We start from the raw sequence: 18,053 nt of genomic DNA on the forward strand, positions 1-18,053 counted from the left end.
GGAACCGGCCGGACATCGGTCGAGGCTGTGCGTATGACGACGATCACCGCCTCCCCGCCCCGATCCGACTCCCGCTGGCCCGACCGGTTCGCCCCACTGGCCGCCGGTTGGCTGGGCCTGTGGGGCGTACTCGCCCTGATCAGCGTGCTCACCGGCGCCGGCTACCCGCTCGGCGCGAACGAACCGCGCGGCGGTGACGACAACCTGCTGCACCTGGTGCCGGTGGAGCTGGCCACCTCGCTCTTCGCCGGCGTACTCCTGACCGCGGCCGTGGTCGCGCTGGCCATGACCCGGTCGGCCGGCCGCCCACCCGGCCCGCTGCGGGCGCTGCTTCTCGGTTACGGCTGGGTCGTGGCGGTCCTCCTCGCCCTGGTCGTCCCGGACACGCGTGTGTTGACCATCCTCGGGTACCTGCCGATCCTGATCGTCGGTGCGCCGTTCGGGTGGCCGCCGGTGGACTACTCCGACGTCTTCACCTGGGCACTGTTCGTCCGGTTCGCCGCGATGGTCGGCGGGCTGCTGCTGGCCGGTGCGGTGCTCACCTGGCAGCGCCGCACCGCGGCCGCCTGCGTCGGCTGCGGTCGCGGTGACACCGGCCGGGGGTGGACCGCCCCGGCCGCCGCCGCGCGCTGGGGCCGGTGGGCCACCGGCATCGCCGTGGTCATCCCGCTGACGTACGCGGTGACCCGGTTCGCCTGGGCGGTCGGTATCCCGCTGGGCATCACCCGGGAGTTCCTGACCGACATGCAGGACACCGGGCTGGTCTGGGCCGGGCTCGGGCTGGGCGCGTTCGCCACCGTCGGCGCGATCCTCACCCTCGGGCTGGTGCAGCGCTGGGGCGAGCGGTTTCCGCGCTGGATGATCGGGCTCGCCGGCCGGCGGGTGCCGGTGAAGCTGGCCGTGGTGCCGGCCACCCTGGTCGCCATCGCGGTGACCGCGGCCAGCCTGGGGCTGCTCGGTCAACCCGAGTTCTGGCAGGAGATCGACGTGGCCGGAGGCCCGGCGCGGCTCTGGCCGCTGTGGGGCGTGGCGCTCGGCGCGGCCACCTACGCGTACCACCTGCGCCGGCGCGGAGCCTGCCGGCGCTGCGGCCGGGGCTGAAGGTGGGAGTGGGGGTGCCCCTGATGCCCGGGGCGCCCCTGCGAATGTGAGCTAGCGTGGGTCGGGTGACTGCGCCTAACCCGGTAATCCCGGTTCCACCGGCCGACCTGCCCGGCACGCTCGGCGCGCTGCGGGCGGCCGGTCACCAGTACCGCACCGTCAAGCAGGAACTCCGCGACAACCTCCTCGCCCGGATGCGCTCCGGCGAGGCCCGCTTTCCCGGCATCGTCGGCTACGACGACAGCGTGCTGCCCGAGGTCGAGCGGGCACTGCTCGCCGGGCACGACATGGTGTTGCTCGGTGAGCGCGGCCAGGGCAAGACCCGACTGATCCGCTCGCTCGGCGCGCTGCTCGACGAGTGGACCCCGGTCATCGTGGGCTCGGTGCTCAACGAGCACCCGATGCACCCGCTCACCCCCGCGTCCCGCGCCCAGGTCGCCGAGGCCGGCGACGACCTGCCGATCGGCTGGCTGCACCGCTCGATGCGGTACGGCGAGAAGTTGGCCACCCCGGACACCAGCGTCGGCGACCTGATCGGTGACGTCGACCCGATCCGAATCGCCCAGGGCCGCACTCTCGGCGACCCGGAGACCATCCACTTCGGGCTGGTGCCGCGCACCAACCGGGGCATCTTCGCCGTCAACGAGCTGCCCGACCTGGCCGAGCGCATCCAGGTGGCCCTGCTCAACGTCCTGGAGGAACGGGACATCCAGGTCCGTGGCTACCAGCTGCGACTGCCGCTGGACCTGCTCCTGGTGGCCAGCGCCAACCCGGACGACTACACCAACAGGGGCCGGATCATCACTCCGCTGAAGGACCGGTTCGGCGCGGAGATCCGTACCCACTACCCGGTCGACCTGGAGTTGGAGCTGGCGCTGATCCGGCAGGAGGCCGACCTGGTCGCCGCCGTTCCGGAACACGTCCTGGAGGTGCTGGCCCGCTTCGCCCGCGCGGTACGGGAGTCACCGTCGGTGGACCCGCGCTCGGGTGTCTCCGCCCGGTTCGCCATCGCCGCCGCCGAGACGGTCGCCGGTGCCGCGCTGCGCCGCGCCGGCCTGCTCGCCGCCACCGGCACCCCGGAGGGCCGCCCCGAGGCGGCGGTGGCCCGGGTCGGCGACGCCGTCTCGGTGACCAGCACGCTGCGCGGCAAGGTGGAGTTCGAGTCCGGCGAGGAGGGGCGGGAGATCGAGGTCCTCGCCCACCTGCTGCGGACCGCGACCGCCGAGACGTTCCGGGCGCACCTGGCCGGGCTGGACCTGTCCGGGTTCACGGCACTTGTCGAGGACGGCGCGGCGATCGAGACCGGCGAGCTGGTCAGCGCGACGGAGCTGCTGCGCCAGGTCGGCACCGTACCCGGGCTGGCGAAGGTTCTCGACCGGCTCGGCCTGGGCGACGCGCCCACCCCGGAGGAGGCCGCCGCCGCCGTCGAGTTCGTGCTCGAAGGGCTGCATCTGACCCGCCGGCTGGGCAAGGACGTCACCGACTCGGGGCGCACCGTCTACGGCGGTCGGGGCTGACCATGGCCGGCAACCGGTTCCGGTACGGGCAGTGGACCGGCGGGCCCGACCCGCTGGCCCCCCCGTACGACGTACGCGAAGCTGTCGACGAGGTCGGCGCCGAGGTGCTGGCCGGCGGCAGCCTGCGGGAGGCGCTGCGGGACCTGCTGCGCCGTGGCCCGCAGGGGCGGGGCGGGCTGGACGACCTGGCCGCCCGCGCCCGGCGGCTCCGCCGGGAGGCGCTCCGCCGAGGCGACCTGGACGGCGCGGTGACCAGGGCACAGGCACTGCTCGACCAGGCCCTCGCCGCCGAGCGGGACGAGCTGCGCGGCCGCGACGACGACGGCGCGCGGTTCGCCGAGTCGGTGCTGGACAATCTGCCCCGCTCGACCGCGCGGGCGGTGGAGGAGCTGTCCGGCTACCAGTGGGCCAGTGAGGACGCCCGCCGGTCGTACCAGCAGATCCTCGACCAGCTCCGGGACGACGTGCTCGGTCAGCGCTTCGCCGGGTTGCGCGACGCGGTGCGGGCGTCCGCCGACCCGGCCGCCCAGCAGCGGCTGGCCGAGATGATGGGCGACCTGAACGACCTGCTGGAACGGCACGGCCGCGCGGAGGACACCACCGACGCGTTCGCCGAGTTCATGCGCCGACACGGCGACTTCTTCCCGGAGCAGCCGGAGACGGTCGACGAGCTGATCGACGTGCTGGCCCGCCGCTCGGCGGCCGGTCAGCGGCTGATGAACTCGCTCTCCGACCGGCAGCGCGCCGAGCTGGCCGGCCTGATGCAGCAGTCGCTCGGCGACCGCCTCGCGGGGGAGTTGTCCGCGCTGGACGCCAACCTGCGGGCGCTGCGCCCGGATCTGCGCTGGGGGCGCGGTGAGCGGGTCCGGGGCGATCAGCCGCTGGACTACGCCGACGCGGCGGGTGCGCTGGGTGAGATCGGCGAGTTGGACGACCTGCTGGACCAGCTCGACCAGGACCACCCGGGCGCCACGCTTGACGACGTGGACGTCGACGCGGTCGCCCGCACGCTGGGCCGGGAGGCGGCCGACGACGTGCGCCGGCTGCGGGATCTGGAGCGGGAGCTTCGTCGGCAGGGTTGGGTGAGCCGGGACGCGGAGGGGCTCACGCTGAGCCCGAAGGCGCTGCGCCGGCTCGGCGGGACGGCGCTGCGACGGGTCTTCGCCGACCTGACGGCCGGGCCGCGCGGGCAGCACGACCTGCGTTCGGCGGGGGCCGCCGGCGAGGTCAGCGGTGGGTCCAGACCCTGGGAGTACGGCGACGAGCAACCCCTGGACGTGGTCCGGACGCTGACCCGGGCGGTCCGCCGGGCCGGGCCGACGGTTCCGGTGCAGCTCGCGGTGGACGACTTCGAGGTGGTGGAGACCGAGAGGCGGGCCTCGGCGGCGGTGGTGCTCTGCGTCGACCTGTCGTACTCGATGATCTCGCAGGGTCGTTGGGGGCCGATGAAGCAGACGGCGCTGGCGCTGGCGCACCTCATGGAGACGCGTTTCCCGCAGGACGCCCTGCAGATCGTGGGCTTCGGCCGGGAGGCGATGGCGCTGACGCAGCAGGAGTTGGCCGCCGTCGAGCCGGACGGGGAGCAGGGCACCAACCTCCAGCACGCGCTGCGGCTGGCCGGTCGGCACCTGCGCCGGCACCCGGACGCCGAGCCGGTGGTCCTGGTGGTCACCGACGGCGAGCCGACCGCCCACCTGGACCCGGACGACGGGGAGGCGCTGTTCCACTGGCCGCCGCTGCCGGAGACGATCGAGGCGACGGTCCGTGAGGTGGACCGGCTGAGCCGCTACGGCGCCACGCTCAACCTGTTCATGCTCGGCGACGACCCGGGCCTGCGGCGCTTCGTCGACGCGGTGGCCCGCCGCAGCCGTGGCCGCATGTTCACCCCCGACACCGATGACCTCGGCGAGTACGTGGTCAGCGACTACCTCCGCTCCCGCCAATCCCGCCGCTAACGTCCCTCCGGGCAGGTTGACTGGGGGGATGGAGAGTGGAGGGCTGCGGCGGGCCTATGACGGGGTGTTCGTCGAGCTTGACGCGGGGGAGTTCGGTCCGGCTCCGGAGGGGCAGCTCAGCGCCGAGCAGATCGTCGCGCACCTGGTCGCCAACGACGAGCTGATGATCCAGGCCACCGAGGCGTTGTTGGCCGGGTCGCCGTTCGCCTACTACGAGCTGGAGGACGACATCCACCGTCCGCAGCTCGACGCGTTGGCCGCCGAGCAGGGCGGTCTGCGGGGGCTGACCGCTCTGCTGCACGGCACCAGCGACCGGCTGTGCGGGCTCGTCGACCGGCTCGGCCTGGCGGCGGAGACCCCGGTCGAGACCCACCTGCGCGAGGGCTTCGACCTCATCGTGGACGAGTCACTGCCCTGGTCTCGCACCCTCGACCTGCACACAAGGGTCCACCTGCCCAAACACCAGGCCCAACTGCACCTGCTCCGCTCCTGAGCGACGCCGAATCGGCCGGTCAGGGTGGCAGCTCCTTGCCCCATTGAGGGTGATGCCTGTGAGTCATCACGATGACTCACAGGCATCACCCTCGCACCAGTGCTGCCCACCCCGCCCCGAGCTCGGCGCCGATCTTGCACTTTCTGTCCCGACAAAAGTGGCGCAAAGTGGCAATTCGGCGACAGAAAGTGCAAGATCGCGGGGCGCGGGGCGCGGGGCGCGGGGCGCGGGGCGCGGGGCGCGGGGCGCGGGGCGCGGGCGCGCGGGGCGCGGGGTCAGGGTTGGGTTAGGGCTGGGCGGGGGTGGAAGGTGCGGCGGTAGGTGGAGGGCGCCACGCCGATGCGCTGGTGGAGTTGCTGGCGCAGGGCGGCGGTGGTGCCGAAACCCGTGCGGTGCGCGATCTGGTCGACGGTGAGGTCGGTCGTCTCCAGCAGCAGTCGCGCGTGGTCGGTGCGCTGTTGCAGCAGCCACTGCGCCGGGCTCAGGCCGGTCTCCGAGCGGAAGCGCCGGGTGAAGGTACGCACACTCATCCGCGCCTGCTCGGCCAGGTCCCGCAGGGCGATCGGCTCGTGCAGCCGCTGCCGCGCCCACTCCCGGGCGCCCGCGGTGCTGGAGTCGGTGACCTTCGGCACCGGCCGCTCGATGTACTGCGCCTGGCCGCCGTCCCGCCACGGCGGCATCACGCAGCGGCGGGCCGCCCGGTTGGCCACCTCGCTGCCGTGGTCGAGGCGGATCACGTGCAGGCAGAGGTCGATGCCGGCGGCGACTCCGGCCGAGGTGAGCACCCGGTCGTCGACGATGAAGAGCACACCCGGGTCGAGGTCCACCTCGCCGTGCAGGCGACGGAACTGCTCCGTGTACGCCCAGTGGGTGGTCGCCCGACGACCGTCGAGCAGCCCGGCGGCGGCCAGCACGAACGCCCCGGTGCAGATCGACATGATCCGGGCGCCCCGCTGGTACGCCGCCCGGAGCGCCTCGGCCGCCGCCGGCTCGACGGTGCCCGCGGTCAACGCGGTGCCGGCGTGGATGCCGGGGACGATCACGGTGTCGGCGGTGTCGAGCAACTCCAGACCGTGGTCGGGGAGCACCTGGAAACCGGCCGTGCTGCGGACCGGCCGCCCGCCCGGGGTGCACACCCGTACGTCGTACAGGTGCGTGTCCTCGGCGGTCCGGGCGGTGCTGAAGACCTGCGACGGGGTGCCGAGGTCCAGGCCGACCACCTGGTCCAGGGCGAGTACGGCGATCCGGTGCGGGCGAGGCGTCATGGCCCGATTATTGCGCATGATGGCTTTCCGGCCACTCGTCGCGGTGCACGGCCCCGCCCAGACTGGTCGCGTGACCAAGAACCGCCGTCTGCATCCCGCCTGGCTGGTCGCCGCCGTCGCCTTCGTGGCGCTGGTCGGCGCGGCCGGCTTCCGCGCCACCCCGTCGGTGCTGCTGCACCCGCTGCACGAGGAGTTCGGCTGGCCACTGGCCACCATCTCCGCCGCCGTGTCGGTGAACCTGCTGCTCTACGGGCTCACCGCGCCGTTCGCCGCCGCCCTGATGGACCGCTTCGGCATCCGCCGGGTGGTCTCGGTGGCCCTGCTGCTGGTCGCCGCGGGCAGTGGGTTGACGGTCTTCATGAGCGCCAGCTGGCAGTTGCTGCTCTGCTGGGGTGTGCTGGTCGGGCTGGGCACCGGGTCGATGGCGCTGGCGTTCGTGGCCACCATCACCGGGCGCTGGTTCGTGCACCGACGAGGTCTCGTCACCGGAGTGCTGGCCGCCGGTGGGGCGGCCGGACAGTTGGTGTTCCTGCCACTGATCGCCATCCTGGTCCGCGACCACGGCTGGCGTACCGCCGCTCTCGTCGTGGCCGGAGCCGCGCTGGCGGTCGTACCCCTGGTGGTGTGGTTGCTGCGTGAGCACCCGGCGGATCTCGGGCTGCCCGCCTACGGGGCGACCGAGGTCGTCGCGGCGCCGCCGGTGACCGGCGGCGCGGCGTCCCGGGCGCTGGGCGCGCTCGCGACGGCGGCCCGGACCCGCCCGTTCTGGCTGCTGGCCGGCGGGTTCGCGATCTGCGGCGCGACCACCAACGGCCTCGTCGGTACGCACTTCGTGCCCGCCGCGCACGACCACGGCATGCCCCAGACCACCGCGGCCGGGCTGCTCGCCCTGGTCGGGCTCTTCGACATCGTCGGCACCATCGCCTCCGGCTGGCTCACCGACCGGGTGGACAGCCGGTTGCTGCTCGGCATGTACTACGCGCTGCGCGGGGCGTCCCTGCTGATCCTGCCGAGCCTGTTCGCCGGCACCGCCGAACCGAGCATGCTGGTGTTCATCATCTTCTACGGCCTGGACTGGGTGGCGACCGTGCCGCCGACCGTGGCGCTGTGCCGGGAGTACTTCGGCGGCGCCGGTGCGGTGGTGTTCGGCTGGGTGTTCGCCGCCCACCAGTTCGGCGCGGCGGTCGCCGCGACCGGTGCGGGGTTGGTGCGGGACCAACTCGGTGACTACGCGATGGCCTGGTACGTGGCGGGTGCCCTGTCGATCGGCGCCGCCGGGCTGTCGTTGCTGCTGCGCCGCAGGCCGGGCCGGCCGGTGCCGGCGGCCGTGCTGGCCGCCGCGACCGCACCGAAGGCGTGGAGTTTCCGGGGCTGAGCTGCCGTGGGCCGGCCGGTCAGCCCAGGGTCCACTGCTGGGGTGGCCCGTCGTCGCAGGGCCGCTGCCGGATGTCGTCGCCGGCCTGGGTGCCCCCGTCGTCGGCCTGGGCGCACTTGCCGCTGTGCACGGCGACCAGCAGCACCGGGCCGCCGCCGATGGGGGGCAGCCGCCACTGCTGGTTGGCCCCACCGTGGCAGGGAAACTGCATCAGCGGCGTGCCGTCGTCCTTGCTGCCACCCTCGACGTCGAGACACTGCCCGGACGCGGCGTTGGCCACCGTGAACGCCTCCGGACCGACCGGGGTCATCACCCAATCCTGCTCCGGGTCGCCGGTGCAGGCAGCCAGGTGCGCCTTCGCCTGCGTGCCTTCGCCGTAGAGGCCCAGGCACAGGCCCGAGGCGGCCTTGAAGACCCGGGACCCGGTCAGCGGATCGGCGGCTGTGCTCGAGTTCGGCTCGGCCGCCGCGTCGGTGGGCTGCGCGTCGGTGGTCGGCGCGCCGACCGGCGCCGGCACGGTCGGCTCGTCGTCACCGTCGAGCAGCCCGGTGGCGAAGACCACCCCGAGGAGTGCGCCGACCAGCCCGACCGCCAGCGCCACCCGCAGCAGCGGATCTGCCAGCGGGCCGGACCGTGCTGCTCGTCGGCTACCGCCGTAGACGGTGCCGGTGTTGTCGGGGCGTTCCTCGGGCGCGGGCATAGCCGCCATCCTCACCCACCGCCGTCGGCGACTGCCAGTCGGTGGGTCGGCTGGCGATCCGGATGGCCGGCGCTCAGCGGGTGGGTTGCGGGTCGGTGACGTCGGCGACGGTGGCGTCGAGGGCCGTGATCGCGGCGTCGGCGTCGATCGCGATGGCGAGGCCACGCTCGCCGGCGCCCAGACTGATCTCGCGGCCGCGCAGTCGCTCGTCGGCGATCACCGGCCAGGCCGTGCTCGCGCCGAACGGGGTGATGGTCCCGCGCTCGTAGCCGGTCGCGGCCAGGGCGCCGGCGGCGTCCGGCATGGAGAGTCGGTGCACCCCGAGCAGGGCGCGCAGCTTCGGCCAGGAGATGACCCGGTCGCCGGGGGTGAGCACGAACAGGTGATCGTCCGCACTCCGGCGGACCACGATCGTCTTGACGACGTCGGGGACGGCCACGCCCCGGGCCGCGGCGGCCTCCGCGAGGCTGCCGACCGCACCGTGGCTGACCAGCCGATATGTCAGTCCGGCGGCGTCCAGGGCGGTGATCGCGGGCGATGGCATGCCCGCCACGGTAACCGCCCGGCCCGCCACCGGACGGGAAACTGCCAGCGCCGACATCCCACCGTTTCCAAACGGCGAGCGTAAGGTGATCACATGCGCGCTGAGCGTGTGGATCACCCCATTGACCATGATCAAGCGGTGGACACGCTGCGGCGGTCGTACGCCGCGGTGCCCACGGGCGAGCCTGTCCGGCTGGCCAAACGCACCTCCAACCTGTTCCGCCCGCGGTCCGCACCCCGGACTCCGGGGCTCGACGTGAGCGGCCTGAACGGCGTGTTGTCGGTCGACCCGACCGGGCGCACCGCCGACGTACAGGGCATGTGCACGTACGAGGACCTGGTCGACGCGACGCTGCCGCACGGGCTGATGCCGCTGGTGGTGCCGCAGTTGCGCACCATCACGCTGGGCGGCGCGGTGACCGGCCTCGGGATCGAGTCCACCTCGTTCCGCAACGGTCTGCCGCACGAGTCGGTCCGGGAGTTGGACGTGCTCACCGGCTCCGGCGAGATCGTCACCGCCCGACCCGACGGGGAGCACGCCGACCTGTTCGCCGCGTTCCCCAACTCGCTGGGCAGCCTCGGTTACGCGACCCGGCTGCGCATCGAGCTGCAACCGGTCGGCCGGTACGTGGCGTTGCGCAACGTGCGGTTCACCGACCTGGAGGCGCTCACCGACGCGATCGCGGAGGTGACCGCGACCCGGTCGTGGGCCGGGCAGCCGGTCGACGCGATGGACGGGGTGATGTTCAGCCCCGGCGAGGCGTACCTGGTGTTCGCCACGTTCACCGACGCCGGCGACCCGCCCAGCGACTACACCGGTCAGGCGATCTACTACCGGTCACTGCGCCGGCGCACCCGGGACGTGCTCACCGCGTACGACTATCTGTGGCGCTGGGACACCGACTGGTTCTGGTGCTCGTCGGCGTTCGGCGCGCAGCACCCGGTCGTGCGCAGGCTCTGGCCGGCGCGTTACCGGCGCAGCGACTTCTACCACCGGCTGGTCCGTCTCGAGCACCGCCACCAGGTGGCGGCCCGGATCGACCGGCTGCGCGGGCAGCCGGCCCGGGAGCGGGTCGTGCAGGACGTGGAGATCCCGCTGGACCGTACGGCCGACTTCCTGCGCTGGTTCGCCGGCGCGGTGGGGATGAACCCGGTGTGGCTGTGTCCGTTGCGGTTGCGGGAGCCGGCGGGTGCGGGTTCGGCGCGCTCGTGGCCGCTGTATCCACTCCGGCCAGGGCAGGACTACGTCAACATTGGGTTCTGGGGGAGCGTGCCGATCGCGCCGGGCGCCGCCGACGGCGACGTCAACCGCACGATCGAACGCAGGGTGTCGGAGTCGGGCGGCCACAAGTCGCTCTACTCCGACGCGTACTACGACCGGGACGCCTTCGATCGCCTGTACGGCGGCGACACGTGGCGGGCGGTGAAAGACCGCTACGACCCGGACCACCGGCTGACGGGACTGTACGAAAAGGCGGTAGCACGAGCATGAGCCTGACCGACAGAGATCAAGGGGCGGCGAGCGTCCCCGCCACCCCGCCGGCGGGGGGCCGGCACACGGGTCCGACCGTGGCGGATGTCATCCGCGCGGTCACCACGGGGCCGTTGCCGGTGCGGATCACCGGGTACGACGGCAGTTCAGTCGGACCGTCCGACGCGGGCATCACCCTGGCGATCCAATCCGAGCGGGGCTTGTCCTACCTGCTCACCGCGCCCGGTGACCTGGGCATGGCCCGGGCCTACGTCAGTGGTGACCTGGCGTTGCAGGGGGTGCACCCGGGTGACCCGTACGAGGCGTTGCGGGTGCTCAAGGACGAGCTGCGGTTGCGCCCGCCGTCGCTCGCCGAGGGGCTGGCGCTGGTCCGAGGGTTGGGCTGGGAGCGGCTGCTGCCACCGCCGGCTCCACCGCAGGAGGCGCAGCCGCGGTGGAAGCGGGTGGTGAACGGGCTGCGGCACTCGCGGGTACGCGACAGCACGGCGATCTCGCACCACTACGACGTCTCCAACGCCTTCTACGAGAAGGTGCTCGGCCCGTCGATGACGTACACCTGTGCGGTCTACCGGTCTCCGGGCGACACGCTGGAGCAGGCCCAGGCGGCGAAGTACGACCTGGTCGCCGGCAAGCTGGCGTTGCAGAAGGGGATGCGGCTGCTGGATGTGGGCTGCGGCTGGGGCGGCATGGTGCGCCACGCCGCCCGCGAGTACGGCGTGAAGGCGCTCGGGGTGACCCTGTCGAAGGCGCAGGCGCAGTGGGCGCAGGCCGCGATCGAGCGGGAGGGGTTGAGTGAGCTGGCGGAGGTGCGATACCTGGACTACCGGGACGCGCCGGCCGAGCAGTTCGACGCCATCTCCTCGATCGGGCTGACCGAGCACATCGGGGTGCGTAACTACCCGGCCTACTTCGGCGCGCTGCGCAGCCGGCTGCGACAGGGTGGGCGTCTGCTCAACCACTGCATCACCCGCGCGGACAACCGGGCGCCGCACCGCTCGGGCGCGTTCATCGACAGGTACGTCTTCCCGGACGGCGAGTTGGCCGGCCCGGGTCGGTTGATCAGCGAGGTGCACGACGCCGGGTTCGAGGTGCACCACGAGGAGAATCTGCGCCAGCACTACGCGCTGACGCTTGCCGCCTGGTGCCGCAACCTGGTGGAGCACTGGGACTTCTGCGTCTCCGAGGTGGGTGCGGGCACCGCCAGGGTGTGGGGGCTCTACATGGCCGGGTCGCGGATGGCGTTCGAGCGCAACGGCATCCAGTTGCACCAGGTGCTGGCCACGCACAACGGCCCGGACGGTGTGAACGGCTACCCGTTGCGACCGGACTGGTTGCCCTGATCACCTGCTGACTGCTGCCTGAAGCCGCGTCGGAAAAAGTCGGCGCGGCTTCTCGCGAACCGATTGACAAACAAGTTTTGTACGTACAAACTGATTTTGCCATGAGAGACGTCCTGTACCTGGAGCAGATCGAGCAGGCCGAAGTCCTGCTCAAGCCGCAGCGCGTTGAGGTGCTGCGGCAACTCGCCGAACCGCGCACCTGCACCGAGGTCGCGGCCCGACTCGACCAGACGCCACAGCGCGTCTACTACCACGTCAAGCAGCTCGTCGCGGCTGGCCTCGTCGAGTTGGTCAACGAACGCAAGGTCCGCGGCATCACCGAGGGGATCTACCAGGCGGCCGCCCGGTCGTACTGGCTGTCCCCCCGGCTCGTCGGCCGGATCGGCCTCCGCCGCGCCCGGGACGAGCTGAGCCTGGGCTACCTGCTCGACCTGATGGAGGAGGTCCAGGCCGACATCGCCGGTCTGGACCGGGCGGCGCCCGAGCTGCCCTCGATCGGGGTCTCCGGCGAGATCCGGGTGCCCGCCGAGCAGCGCCAGCAGTTCCTGCACGACCTGCAAACCGCACTCCAAGACCTGTTCACCCGCTACGGCGGCAGCGAGGGCGATGCCTTCAAGCTGGCCGTCGCCTGCTATCCGAAAGGCAACGACAATGAGTGACCCGTTGAAGGTCCAGGCCCGTCTCTCCGCACCGGTCGGGCGCGTCCGCGCGGCCCTGACCGACCCGGCCGAGCTGCGTCTCTGGCTGGCCGAGCACGCCGAGGTCGAGCTGCCCCAGCGGTACGAGTTCTGGGGCCGCTACACGCCCGAGGGCGACGCCCCGCACCAGCGGCTGCTGCACGCCGACGACGACACGCTGCGCTTCGGCTGGCTGCTCGACGGGGTGGAGACCACCACCGAGCTTCAGCTCACCGCCGAGGGCACCGACAGCACCGTGCTGACGCTGACCCAGAGCCACTTCGACTTCGCCGAGGCGATGAGCGGCTCCAGCATCCGGGGCGTGCTCCAGACGTACTGGGCGCTGTCCATCGCCAACCTGGCCGCGCACGTGGAGGGCAAGCCACTGCTGCCCCGCACCGACTTCACCTCCGCCGAACTGCGGGGCGAGCTGGTCATCGCCGCCCCCGCCGACAAGGTGTGGGAGTCGCTCACCGACTCCGAGCAGGCCAGCGCCTGGTTCGGCTACCCGATCGGCATCGAGCCCTGGGTCGGCGGCCGGTACGCCATGGGCGGCTTCGAGACCGGTTACGCGGCCAAGGTCATCGACCTGGAGCCCGGCCGACGGATGTCCATCGACTGGGGGCCGACCGGTGTGACGAGCTGGGAGCTGGCCGAGTCCGGTGGCCGCACCACGCTGACGTTCGTGCAGAGCGGCTTCGACGAGGCCAACCCCCCGTACGGGGCCTGGAGTGGGTCGGTTGCCGGGCTGTTCGAGCTGCGCCGCTTCCACGAGGTGCCGAACTGGCAGCCGATCTGGCTCGCCGAGGAGGTCCCCGGCCTGGAGCCCGCACCGGCCAGCTGACCGTCGCGCCATGCCCCTTGATCGCGCTCGATCACGGATGCAGTGGTCTCGTTCGCCCTGGAGGCCACTACATCCTGGATCGAGCGCGATCTTGTAGGTGCGGGGTGGGTCCGGGGGATCCGTCGGCGGAACCTGGTGACTTTTCGCGGCTGAGTGGGTACTGGCGGGCGATGTTCTTCATCTTTGGTCTGCGTACCAAGGTCGCCAGGTCCGGTGTCGTGCAGCAGGTCTGCCGGCACTGCGGCAACCAGGCCGCACAGGTGATCACCCGTCGTTCGACGAAATTCACCCTGTTCTTCATTCCCCTCATTCCGATCCGTACCCGATACGCGCAGCAGTGCACGTTCTGCGGTGCGGAGTACGAGATCTCCAGGTCCGAGGCCGAGCGCCTCCCGGTCGGCTGATCGTCGATGGAACGTTTCCTCTGCTGGCTGATCGGCCGACCGACGCCACCTGTGGACGTGGCGGTGCACACCGTGGCCCGCCCGCCCTGCACCCCCGGCCGCCGCAGACGTCGCCGCGCCCGCCGCCCACTGGCCGGCACCGCGCTTCCCCGCTCTCCCTGGAACCGCTCCGCCGGGCGGTGACCGGGTACGCGGGCATGCATGGAGAGTCGGAATGTGGGCACTGTGGCGCGGGGCACCCCCGCCCCCATTCGGGGCAGGTCTACAGCGGCATCCACCAGGGGTGCCTGTCGAGGTTGGACAGTCGTTCCGGCCGACCCGGCGGGCACGGTCGGCCCTGGCGGCGTACCTGGGGGCTGGTTAGGCTTTCGGGGTTTGCCGTGGACCGGTCTTCCGAGGGTGCACGCACGATCGAAGAGCCGGAGCGACCGTGTCCCGACAGGACGGAAACCAGGCTGTGGGGCGGCTCAGCCCCGCTGGTGCTGTCGCCGCGGCCGCGGTCATTCTGGTGGAGGCATGCTGGCTGGTCGCCGCGTTGCCCGGAGCCGCGCTGGTCAGTGACATCGGCGCGCTGCTGGTGGCCGGTTGGGCGACGGTCGCGTGTGTCGGTGTGGCCCGTCGACATCCGGCCCCGCTGCGCAGATTCTGGATGCTGCTCGCCGTCACCATGGCGCTCGCCGCGCTGGGCCGGGCCATCTGGACTGCGCAACGTCTCGTCGGCGGCGACCTGCCGCACACACCGGTGGTCGGCGTGGTCTTCACCGCCGGCATCCTCACCGGTACGGCCGCGCTGCTCAGCTCACCGTCCGCGCCACGGACCGCGGTGGGGCGGGCCCGCACGTTGCTGGACGGGGTGATCGTCGCCCTGGCCCTGGTGCCGATCGCCTGGGTGCTGGTGTTTCGGGGGGTCGCCGCCGCCGAGTTGGCCGACCCGGCGCGCACGCTGGGCCTGCTCTACCCGATGTTCGACCTGATGCAGCTCACCATCCTGGTCGCGGTGGCCGGGCCGGCCCGGCCGATGTGGCGGCCGATGAGTCTGCTCGCGGCGAGCCTCACGCTGCGGGTCGTCGCCGACGTCGTCTACGTCTCGCTCGTCGCGCGTGCCGACTACGCCGCCGGTCACCCGATCGACCTGTGCTGGCCGGTGAGCTACCTGCTGATCGGCCTGGCCTCCCGCAACCCTCCGCCGCCGGACTGCGACGGCACCGACGACACCGCCGAGTCACCGCTGCCGCCCTGGTGGCGGGTGGCGTTGCCGTACCTGCCGGTGGGTGGGGCGATCGTCGCGGTGGTGCTGGCCCGCCGACCCACCGGGCAGACCCCGCACCTGATCTTCGTGACCATGATGGTCCTGCTCGCGGCCCTCGCCGTGCGGCAGGGGTTGGCCGCCAACGAGAACCTGCGGCTGGTGGTCCGGCTGCGCCGTCTCGCGTACGGGGACCAGCTCACCGGGCTGCCCAACCGGTTGCTGTTCAACCGGAGGCTGCGGCTGGCCCTGCGCGACGGCCGGCCCGCGGCCGTGCTGCTGCTCGACCTGGACGGGTTCAAGCAGGTCAACGACCGTTTCGGGCATGCCACCGGCGACACCCTGCTGACCGGACTGGCGGCCCGGATGCGGGCTGTCGTGGCCGACGACGGCATCATCGCCCGGCTCGGCGGGGACGAGTTCGCGGTGCTTGTCGACGGCGACCGGCAGGTCTCACCCGAGCGGCTCGCCGAGCGGCTGCTGGACGCGCTGCGACCCTCCGACGGTGAGGATGACGTCGGCGTGCACCCGTCGGCGAGCATCGGCATCGCCGAACTCGGCCCGCAGCACGCCTCGCACACCGACCTGCTGCGCGACGCCGACATCGCCATGTACGCGGCCAAGGCGGCGGGGAAGTCCGCGTACCGGACGTGCACCTCGGCGCTGCGTGAGTCGGCCGTGTCGCGGGCCGAGCTGATCGCCGATCTGCGCCGCGCGGTCGACGAGGATCAGCTGTGTCTGGAGTTCCAACCCATCGTCGACCTGGCCACCGGCGCGGTGCGCAGCGCCGAGGCGCTGGTGCGGTGGCGGCACCCCCGGTTGGGGATGCTGCCGCCGTCGAGGTTCCTGCCGCTGGCCGAGGAGACCGGGCTGATCCTGCCGATCGACAGGTGGGTGATCCACGAGGCGTGCCGGGCGGCGGCGACCTGGCGGGACCGGGCGCCGGACGCGACGGTGGCGGTGAACATCGCCGCGGCGCACCTGCGCCGTCCGGACCTGATCGCCACGGTCACCGCTGCCACCAGCGCCGCGGGGCTGGCGCCGCGGGCGTTGACCCTGGAGTTGACCGAGTCGGCGCTGATCGAGGGCACCGAGGCGGTGTTGGAGCGACTGCACCAGCTCCGGGAGCTGGGCATCAAGATCGCCATCGACGACTTTGGTACGGGTTACTCGTCGCTGAGCTATCTGCACCGCATCCCGGCGACCGAGTTGAAGATCGACAGATCGTTCGTGACCCGGCTGGGGTCGGACGACCGCGCGTACGCCACCGTGGAGATGGTGACCCGGTTGGCCGGCGCGTTCGACCTGACGGTCGTCGCCGAGGGGGTGGAGACCGAGCGTCAGCACGAGGCGGTCGCCGCGATCGGCTGCCCGCGCGGTCAGGGCTATCTGTACGGGCGGCCGGACGCGCCCGCCATGGTGGGCCAGAATCGGGCTTGACCCTGACGTAGCGGCAGGCGGGAGCCTGGTTTCCGGAAGGGAGGGGAACCATGGCGTACACGGTGGGTCAGGTGGCGAAGGTCGCTCGCGTGACGGTGCGGACTCTGCACCACTACGACGAGATCGGCCTGCTCTCGCCCAGCGGGCGGACCCCGGCGGGTTACCGCCGCTACGACGACGCGGACCTGGAACGGCTGCAACTCGTCCTGTACTACCGGGAGCTGGGTTTCCCGCTTGAGGAGATCACCGCGATCATCGACGACCCGGCGGCCGACCCGGCCGCGCACCTGCGCCGCCAGCACGAGCTGCTGACGGGCCGGCTGAAGCGGTTGCAGGCGATGGTCGAGGCGATCGAGTTCGCGATGGAGGCGAGCAACATGAACATCCAACTCACCCCGGAGGAGCGGTTCGAGGTCTTCGGTGACGCCGACCCGGAGCAGTACGAGGCCGAGGTGAAGCAGCGTTGGGGTGACACCGACGCGTACCGGGAGTCGAACCGGCGGGTCTCCCGCTACACCAAGGAAGACTGGCTGCGGAACAAGACGGAGAACGAGGACTGGGGGCGGCGGATCGTCGCGCTGATGGCCTCGGGCGCGCCGGCGGACAGCCCGGAGGCGATGGACCTGGCCGAGGAGCACCGGCAGCTCATCAACCGCTGGTTCTACGAGTGTTCGTACGAGATGCAGACCGCGTTGGCCGACATGTACCTGGCCGACGAGCGGTTCACCGCGTACTACGAGAAGATCGCGCCGGGGTTGGCCGTGTACCTGAACGAGGCCATCCACGCCAACGCGATCAGCCGCGCCTGATCGGCCCGGGACGGCGGCGGGGTGCGGTCCGGCTACTCTGGCCGGACCGCCACCGCCCCCGGGGAGACGACCGTGCAGAAGCCGAAGCTGATCGCCGCCGGTGCCATCCTCGCGGTGGCGGTCGCCGCTGGGGTGTGGGCACTCGTGGCCACCGGCGACGAACCCGACGCGGGTCGCGCGCCGGCGTCAGCGGCACCGACCGACCCGGTGGGTGTGCTGACGGCCGCCGCCGCGAAGGTCGACGAGCGGACCTACAAGCTGACGTTGGGCACCGGCGGGACAGCGGGCGGCGACGGCACGGTGGTGCTCTGGGACCCGACGACGAAGCGTGGCCTGGAGACCACCTCGCTCAAGGTGCCCACCGGTGAGGTGAAGATCGAACGGCTCACCACCGGGCCGGACGTCTACGTGCGGATCAGCGCCCCGGACCGCCGCGTCCCGGTGTGGGACGGCAAGACCTGGTGGCACGTCGGGTCGCCGGGTTCGCCGCCCGCCCAACAGGGCTTGGACAACACCAAGCTCGCCGGCACGCTCAGCACGGCGGCGGCCGTCCGGCAGACCGGGGTACGGGAGTACGCCGGCACGCTGGACCTGCGGGAGAGCAGCGCGGTGCTCGGCACCGGGGTCGGCGGAAGGCTCGGCGACCGGGCCGGGGCGGTGCCGTTCACGGCGGCCGTCGACGACCAGGGCCGGTTGGTTCGCTACCGCATCGAGTTGGCCAGGGAGCAGTCGGAGACCGCCCAGCTCGAACTGACGTACTCGGACTTCGGGTTGTCGGTGTCGGCGGATCCGCCGGCGGCCGACCTGGTCGGCGAGAATCCGCCGGCGAACATCCCGGGCGCCTGACCGTCG

17 protein-coding genes are annotated in these 18,053 nt (G+C 72.3%); 14 read left to right on the plus strand and 3 right to left on the minus strand.

Annotated elements, in window-relative coordinates; all coding sequences use genetic code 11:
* Positions 1–33 precede the first annotated feature (33 nt).
* The 4 genes from AB0O48_RS26800 to AB0O48_RS26815 are packed head-to-tail and all read left to right on the plus strand — an operon-like array spanning position 34 to position 5,066.
* A complete protein-coding gene (locus tag AB0O48_RS26800; protein WP_357242087.1) occupies positions 34–1,101 on the plus strand; it encodes a hypothetical protein in 1,068 nt (355 codons plus the stop codon).
* Positions 1,102–1,157: 56 nt separating this feature from the next.
* On the plus strand, positions 1,158–2,618 hold the full coding sequence (locus AB0O48_RS26805; protein ID WP_357242090.1) for a sigma 54-interacting transcriptional regulator: 1,461 nt from the start codon (positions 1,158–1,160) through the stop codon (positions 2,616–2,618).
* A 2-nt stretch (positions 2,619–2,620) separates the two neighbouring features.
* Positions 2,621–4,573 carry a VWA domain-containing protein gene (locus AB0O48_RS26810; RefSeq protein WP_357242093.1) on the plus strand — a complete coding sequence of 651 codons (1,953 nt, stop codon included), beginning with the start codon at positions 2,621–2,623 and terminating at the stop codon, positions 4,571–4,573.
* A gap of 28 nt (positions 4,574–4,601) precedes the next feature.
* Entirely contained in the window at positions 4,602–5,066 is a 465-nt protein-coding gene (locus AB0O48_RS26815; RefSeq protein WP_357242096.1) for a hypothetical protein, read from the plus strand.
* A 275-nt stretch (positions 5,067–5,341) separates the two neighbouring features.
* Here the strand turns inward: AB0O48_RS26815 and AB0O48_RS26820 are convergent, their stop codons facing one another.
* The gene (locus tag AB0O48_RS26820) at positions 5,342–6,349 is read right to left on the minus strand and encodes a DJ-1/PfpI family protein (RefSeq protein WP_357242099.1); all 1,008 of its coding nucleotides are present in this window, start codon (positions 6,347–6,349) and stop codon (positions 5,342–5,344) included.
* Between the two features lie 52 nt (positions 6,350–6,401).
* On the opposite strand from AB0O48_RS26820, the gene AB0O48_RS26825 reads away from it, so the two are divergent.
* Positions 6,402–7,706, plus strand: coding sequence for an MFS transporter (locus tag AB0O48_RS26825; protein ID WP_365069037.1), 1,305 nt, complete (start codon positions 6,402–6,404; stop codon positions 7,704–7,706).
* 19 nt (positions 7,707–7,725) lie between these two features.
* Here the strand turns inward: AB0O48_RS26825 and AB0O48_RS26830 are convergent, their stop codons facing one another.
* Both AB0O48_RS26830 and AB0O48_RS26835 read right to left on the minus strand, forming a co-directional pair.
* Complete coding sequence (locus AB0O48_RS26830; RefSeq protein WP_357242106.1) at positions 7,726–8,406, minus strand: RICIN domain-containing protein; 681 nt, start codon at positions 8,404–8,406, stop codon at positions 7,726–7,728.
* Between the two features lie 73 nt (positions 8,407–8,479).
* Positions 8,480–8,950: a YbaK/EbsC family protein gene (locus AB0O48_RS26835; RefSeq protein WP_357242109.1), complete on the minus strand. Its 471-nt coding sequence runs from the start codon at positions 8,948–8,950 to the stop codon at positions 8,480–8,482.
* A gap of 93 nt (positions 8,951–9,043) precedes the next feature.
* Between AB0O48_RS26835 and AB0O48_RS26840 the strand changes: the two genes are divergently transcribed.
* From AB0O48_RS26840 to AB0O48_RS26880, 9 genes are all read left to right on the plus strand, one after another.
* Positions 9,044–10,441: an FAD-binding oxidoreductase gene (locus AB0O48_RS26840; RefSeq protein ID WP_357242111.1), complete on the plus strand. Its 1,398-nt coding sequence runs from the start codon at positions 9,044–9,046 to the stop codon at positions 10,439–10,441.
* On the plus strand, positions 10,438–11,781 hold the full coding sequence (locus AB0O48_RS26845) for a class I SAM-dependent methyltransferase (protein ID WP_357242114.1): 1,344 nt from the start codon (positions 10,438–10,440) through the stop codon (positions 11,779–11,781). The genes AB0O48_RS26840 and AB0O48_RS26845 overlap by 4 nt, the downstream gene beginning before the upstream one ends.
* Positions 11,782–11,882: 101 nt before the next feature.
* Positions 11,883–12,440, plus strand: a complete 558-nt coding sequence (locus tag AB0O48_RS26850; RefSeq protein WP_030490876.1) for a helix-turn-helix domain-containing protein — start codon at positions 11,883–11,885, stop codon at positions 12,438–12,440.
* Complete coding sequence (locus AB0O48_RS26855) at positions 12,433–13,302, plus strand: SRPBCC family protein (RefSeq protein WP_365069041.1); 870 nt, start codon at positions 12,433–12,435, stop codon at positions 13,300–13,302. The genes AB0O48_RS26850 and AB0O48_RS26855 overlap by 8 nt, the downstream gene beginning before the upstream one ends.
* Positions 13,303–13,472: 170 nt before the next feature.
* The gene (locus AB0O48_RS26860) at positions 13,473–13,706 is read left to right on the plus strand and encodes a zinc-ribbon domain-containing protein (protein ID WP_357242120.1); all 234 of its coding nucleotides are present in this window, start codon (positions 13,473–13,475) and stop codon (positions 13,704–13,706) included.
* A 6-nt stretch (positions 13,707–13,712) separates the two neighbouring features.
* Positions 13,713–13,889: a hypothetical protein gene (locus AB0O48_RS26865; protein WP_357376429.1), complete on the plus strand. Its 177-nt coding sequence runs from the start codon at positions 13,713–13,715 to the stop codon at positions 13,887–13,889.
* A gap of 247 nt (positions 13,890–14,136) precedes the next feature.
* Positions 14,137–16,392 carry an EAL domain-containing protein gene (locus AB0O48_RS26870; protein ID WP_357242126.1) on the plus strand — a complete coding sequence of 752 codons (2,256 nt, stop codon included), beginning with the start codon at positions 14,137–14,139 and terminating at the stop codon, positions 16,390–16,392.
* A 50-nt stretch (positions 16,393–16,442) separates the two neighbouring features.
* On the plus strand, positions 16,443–17,201 hold the full coding sequence (locus AB0O48_RS26875; RefSeq protein WP_357242129.1) for a MerR family transcriptional regulator: 759 nt from the start codon (positions 16,443–16,445) through the stop codon (positions 17,199–17,201).
* 72 nt (positions 17,202–17,273) lie between these two features.
* Positions 17,274–18,047, plus strand: coding sequence for a hypothetical protein (locus AB0O48_RS26880; protein ID WP_365069045.1), 774 nt, complete (start codon positions 17,274–17,276; stop codon positions 18,045–18,047).
* Positions 18,048–18,053 lie beyond the last annotated feature (6 nt).

Origin of the sequence: Micromonospora sp. NPDC085948, assembly GCF_040686315.1 — a bacterium.
Taxonomy (GTDB): domain Bacteria; phylum Actinomycetota; class Actinomycetes; order Mycobacteriales; family Micromonosporaceae; genus Micromonospora.

Coding starts and splice junctions, on each gene's coding strand:
- AB0O48_RS26800 (WP_357242087.1), top strand. CDS start 34: ATGACGACGATCACCGCCTCCCCGCCCCGATCCGACTCCCGCTGGCCC.
- AB0O48_RS26810 (WP_357242093.1), top strand. CDS start 2,621: ATGGCCGGCAACCGGTTCCGGTACGGGCAGTGGACCGGCGGGCCCGAC.
- AB0O48_RS26815 (WP_357242096.1), top strand. CDS start 4,602: ATGGAGAGTGGAGGGCTGCGGCGGGCCTATGACGGGGTGTTCGTCGAG.
- AB0O48_RS26820 (WP_357242099.1), bottom strand. CDS start 6,349: ATGCGCAATAATCGGGCCATGACGCCTCGCCCGCACCGGATCGCCGTA.
- AB0O48_RS26830 (WP_357242106.1), bottom strand. CDS start 8,406: ATGCCCGCGCCCGAGGAACGCCCCGACAACACCGGCACCGTCTACGGC.
- AB0O48_RS26835 (WP_357242109.1), bottom strand. CDS start 8,950: ATGCCATCGCCCGCGATCACCGCCCTGGACGCCGCCGGACTGACATAT.
- AB0O48_RS26840 (WP_357242111.1), top strand. CDS start 9,044: ATGCGCGCTGAGCGTGTGGATCACCCCATTGACCATGATCAAGCGGTG.
- AB0O48_RS26845 (WP_357242114.1), top strand. CDS start 10,438: ATGAGCCTGACCGACAGAGATCAAGGGGCGGCGAGCGTCCCCGCCACC.
- AB0O48_RS26850 (WP_030490876.1), top strand. CDS start 11,883: ATGAGAGACGTCCTGTACCTGGAGCAGATCGAGCAGGCCGAAGTCCTG.
- AB0O48_RS26855 (WP_365069041.1), top strand. CDS start 12,433: ATGAGTGACCCGTTGAAGGTCCAGGCCCGTCTCTCCGCACCGGTCGGG.
- AB0O48_RS26860 (WP_357242120.1), top strand. CDS start 13,473: ATGTTCTTCATCTTTGGTCTGCGTACCAAGGTCGCCAGGTCCGGTGTC.
- AB0O48_RS26865 (WP_357376429.1), top strand. CDS start 13,713: ATGGAACGTTTCCTCTGCTGGCTGATCGGCCGACCGACGCCACCTGTG.
- AB0O48_RS26875 (WP_357242129.1), top strand. CDS start 16,443: ATGGCGTACACGGTGGGTCAGGTGGCGAAGGTCGCTCGCGTGACGGTG.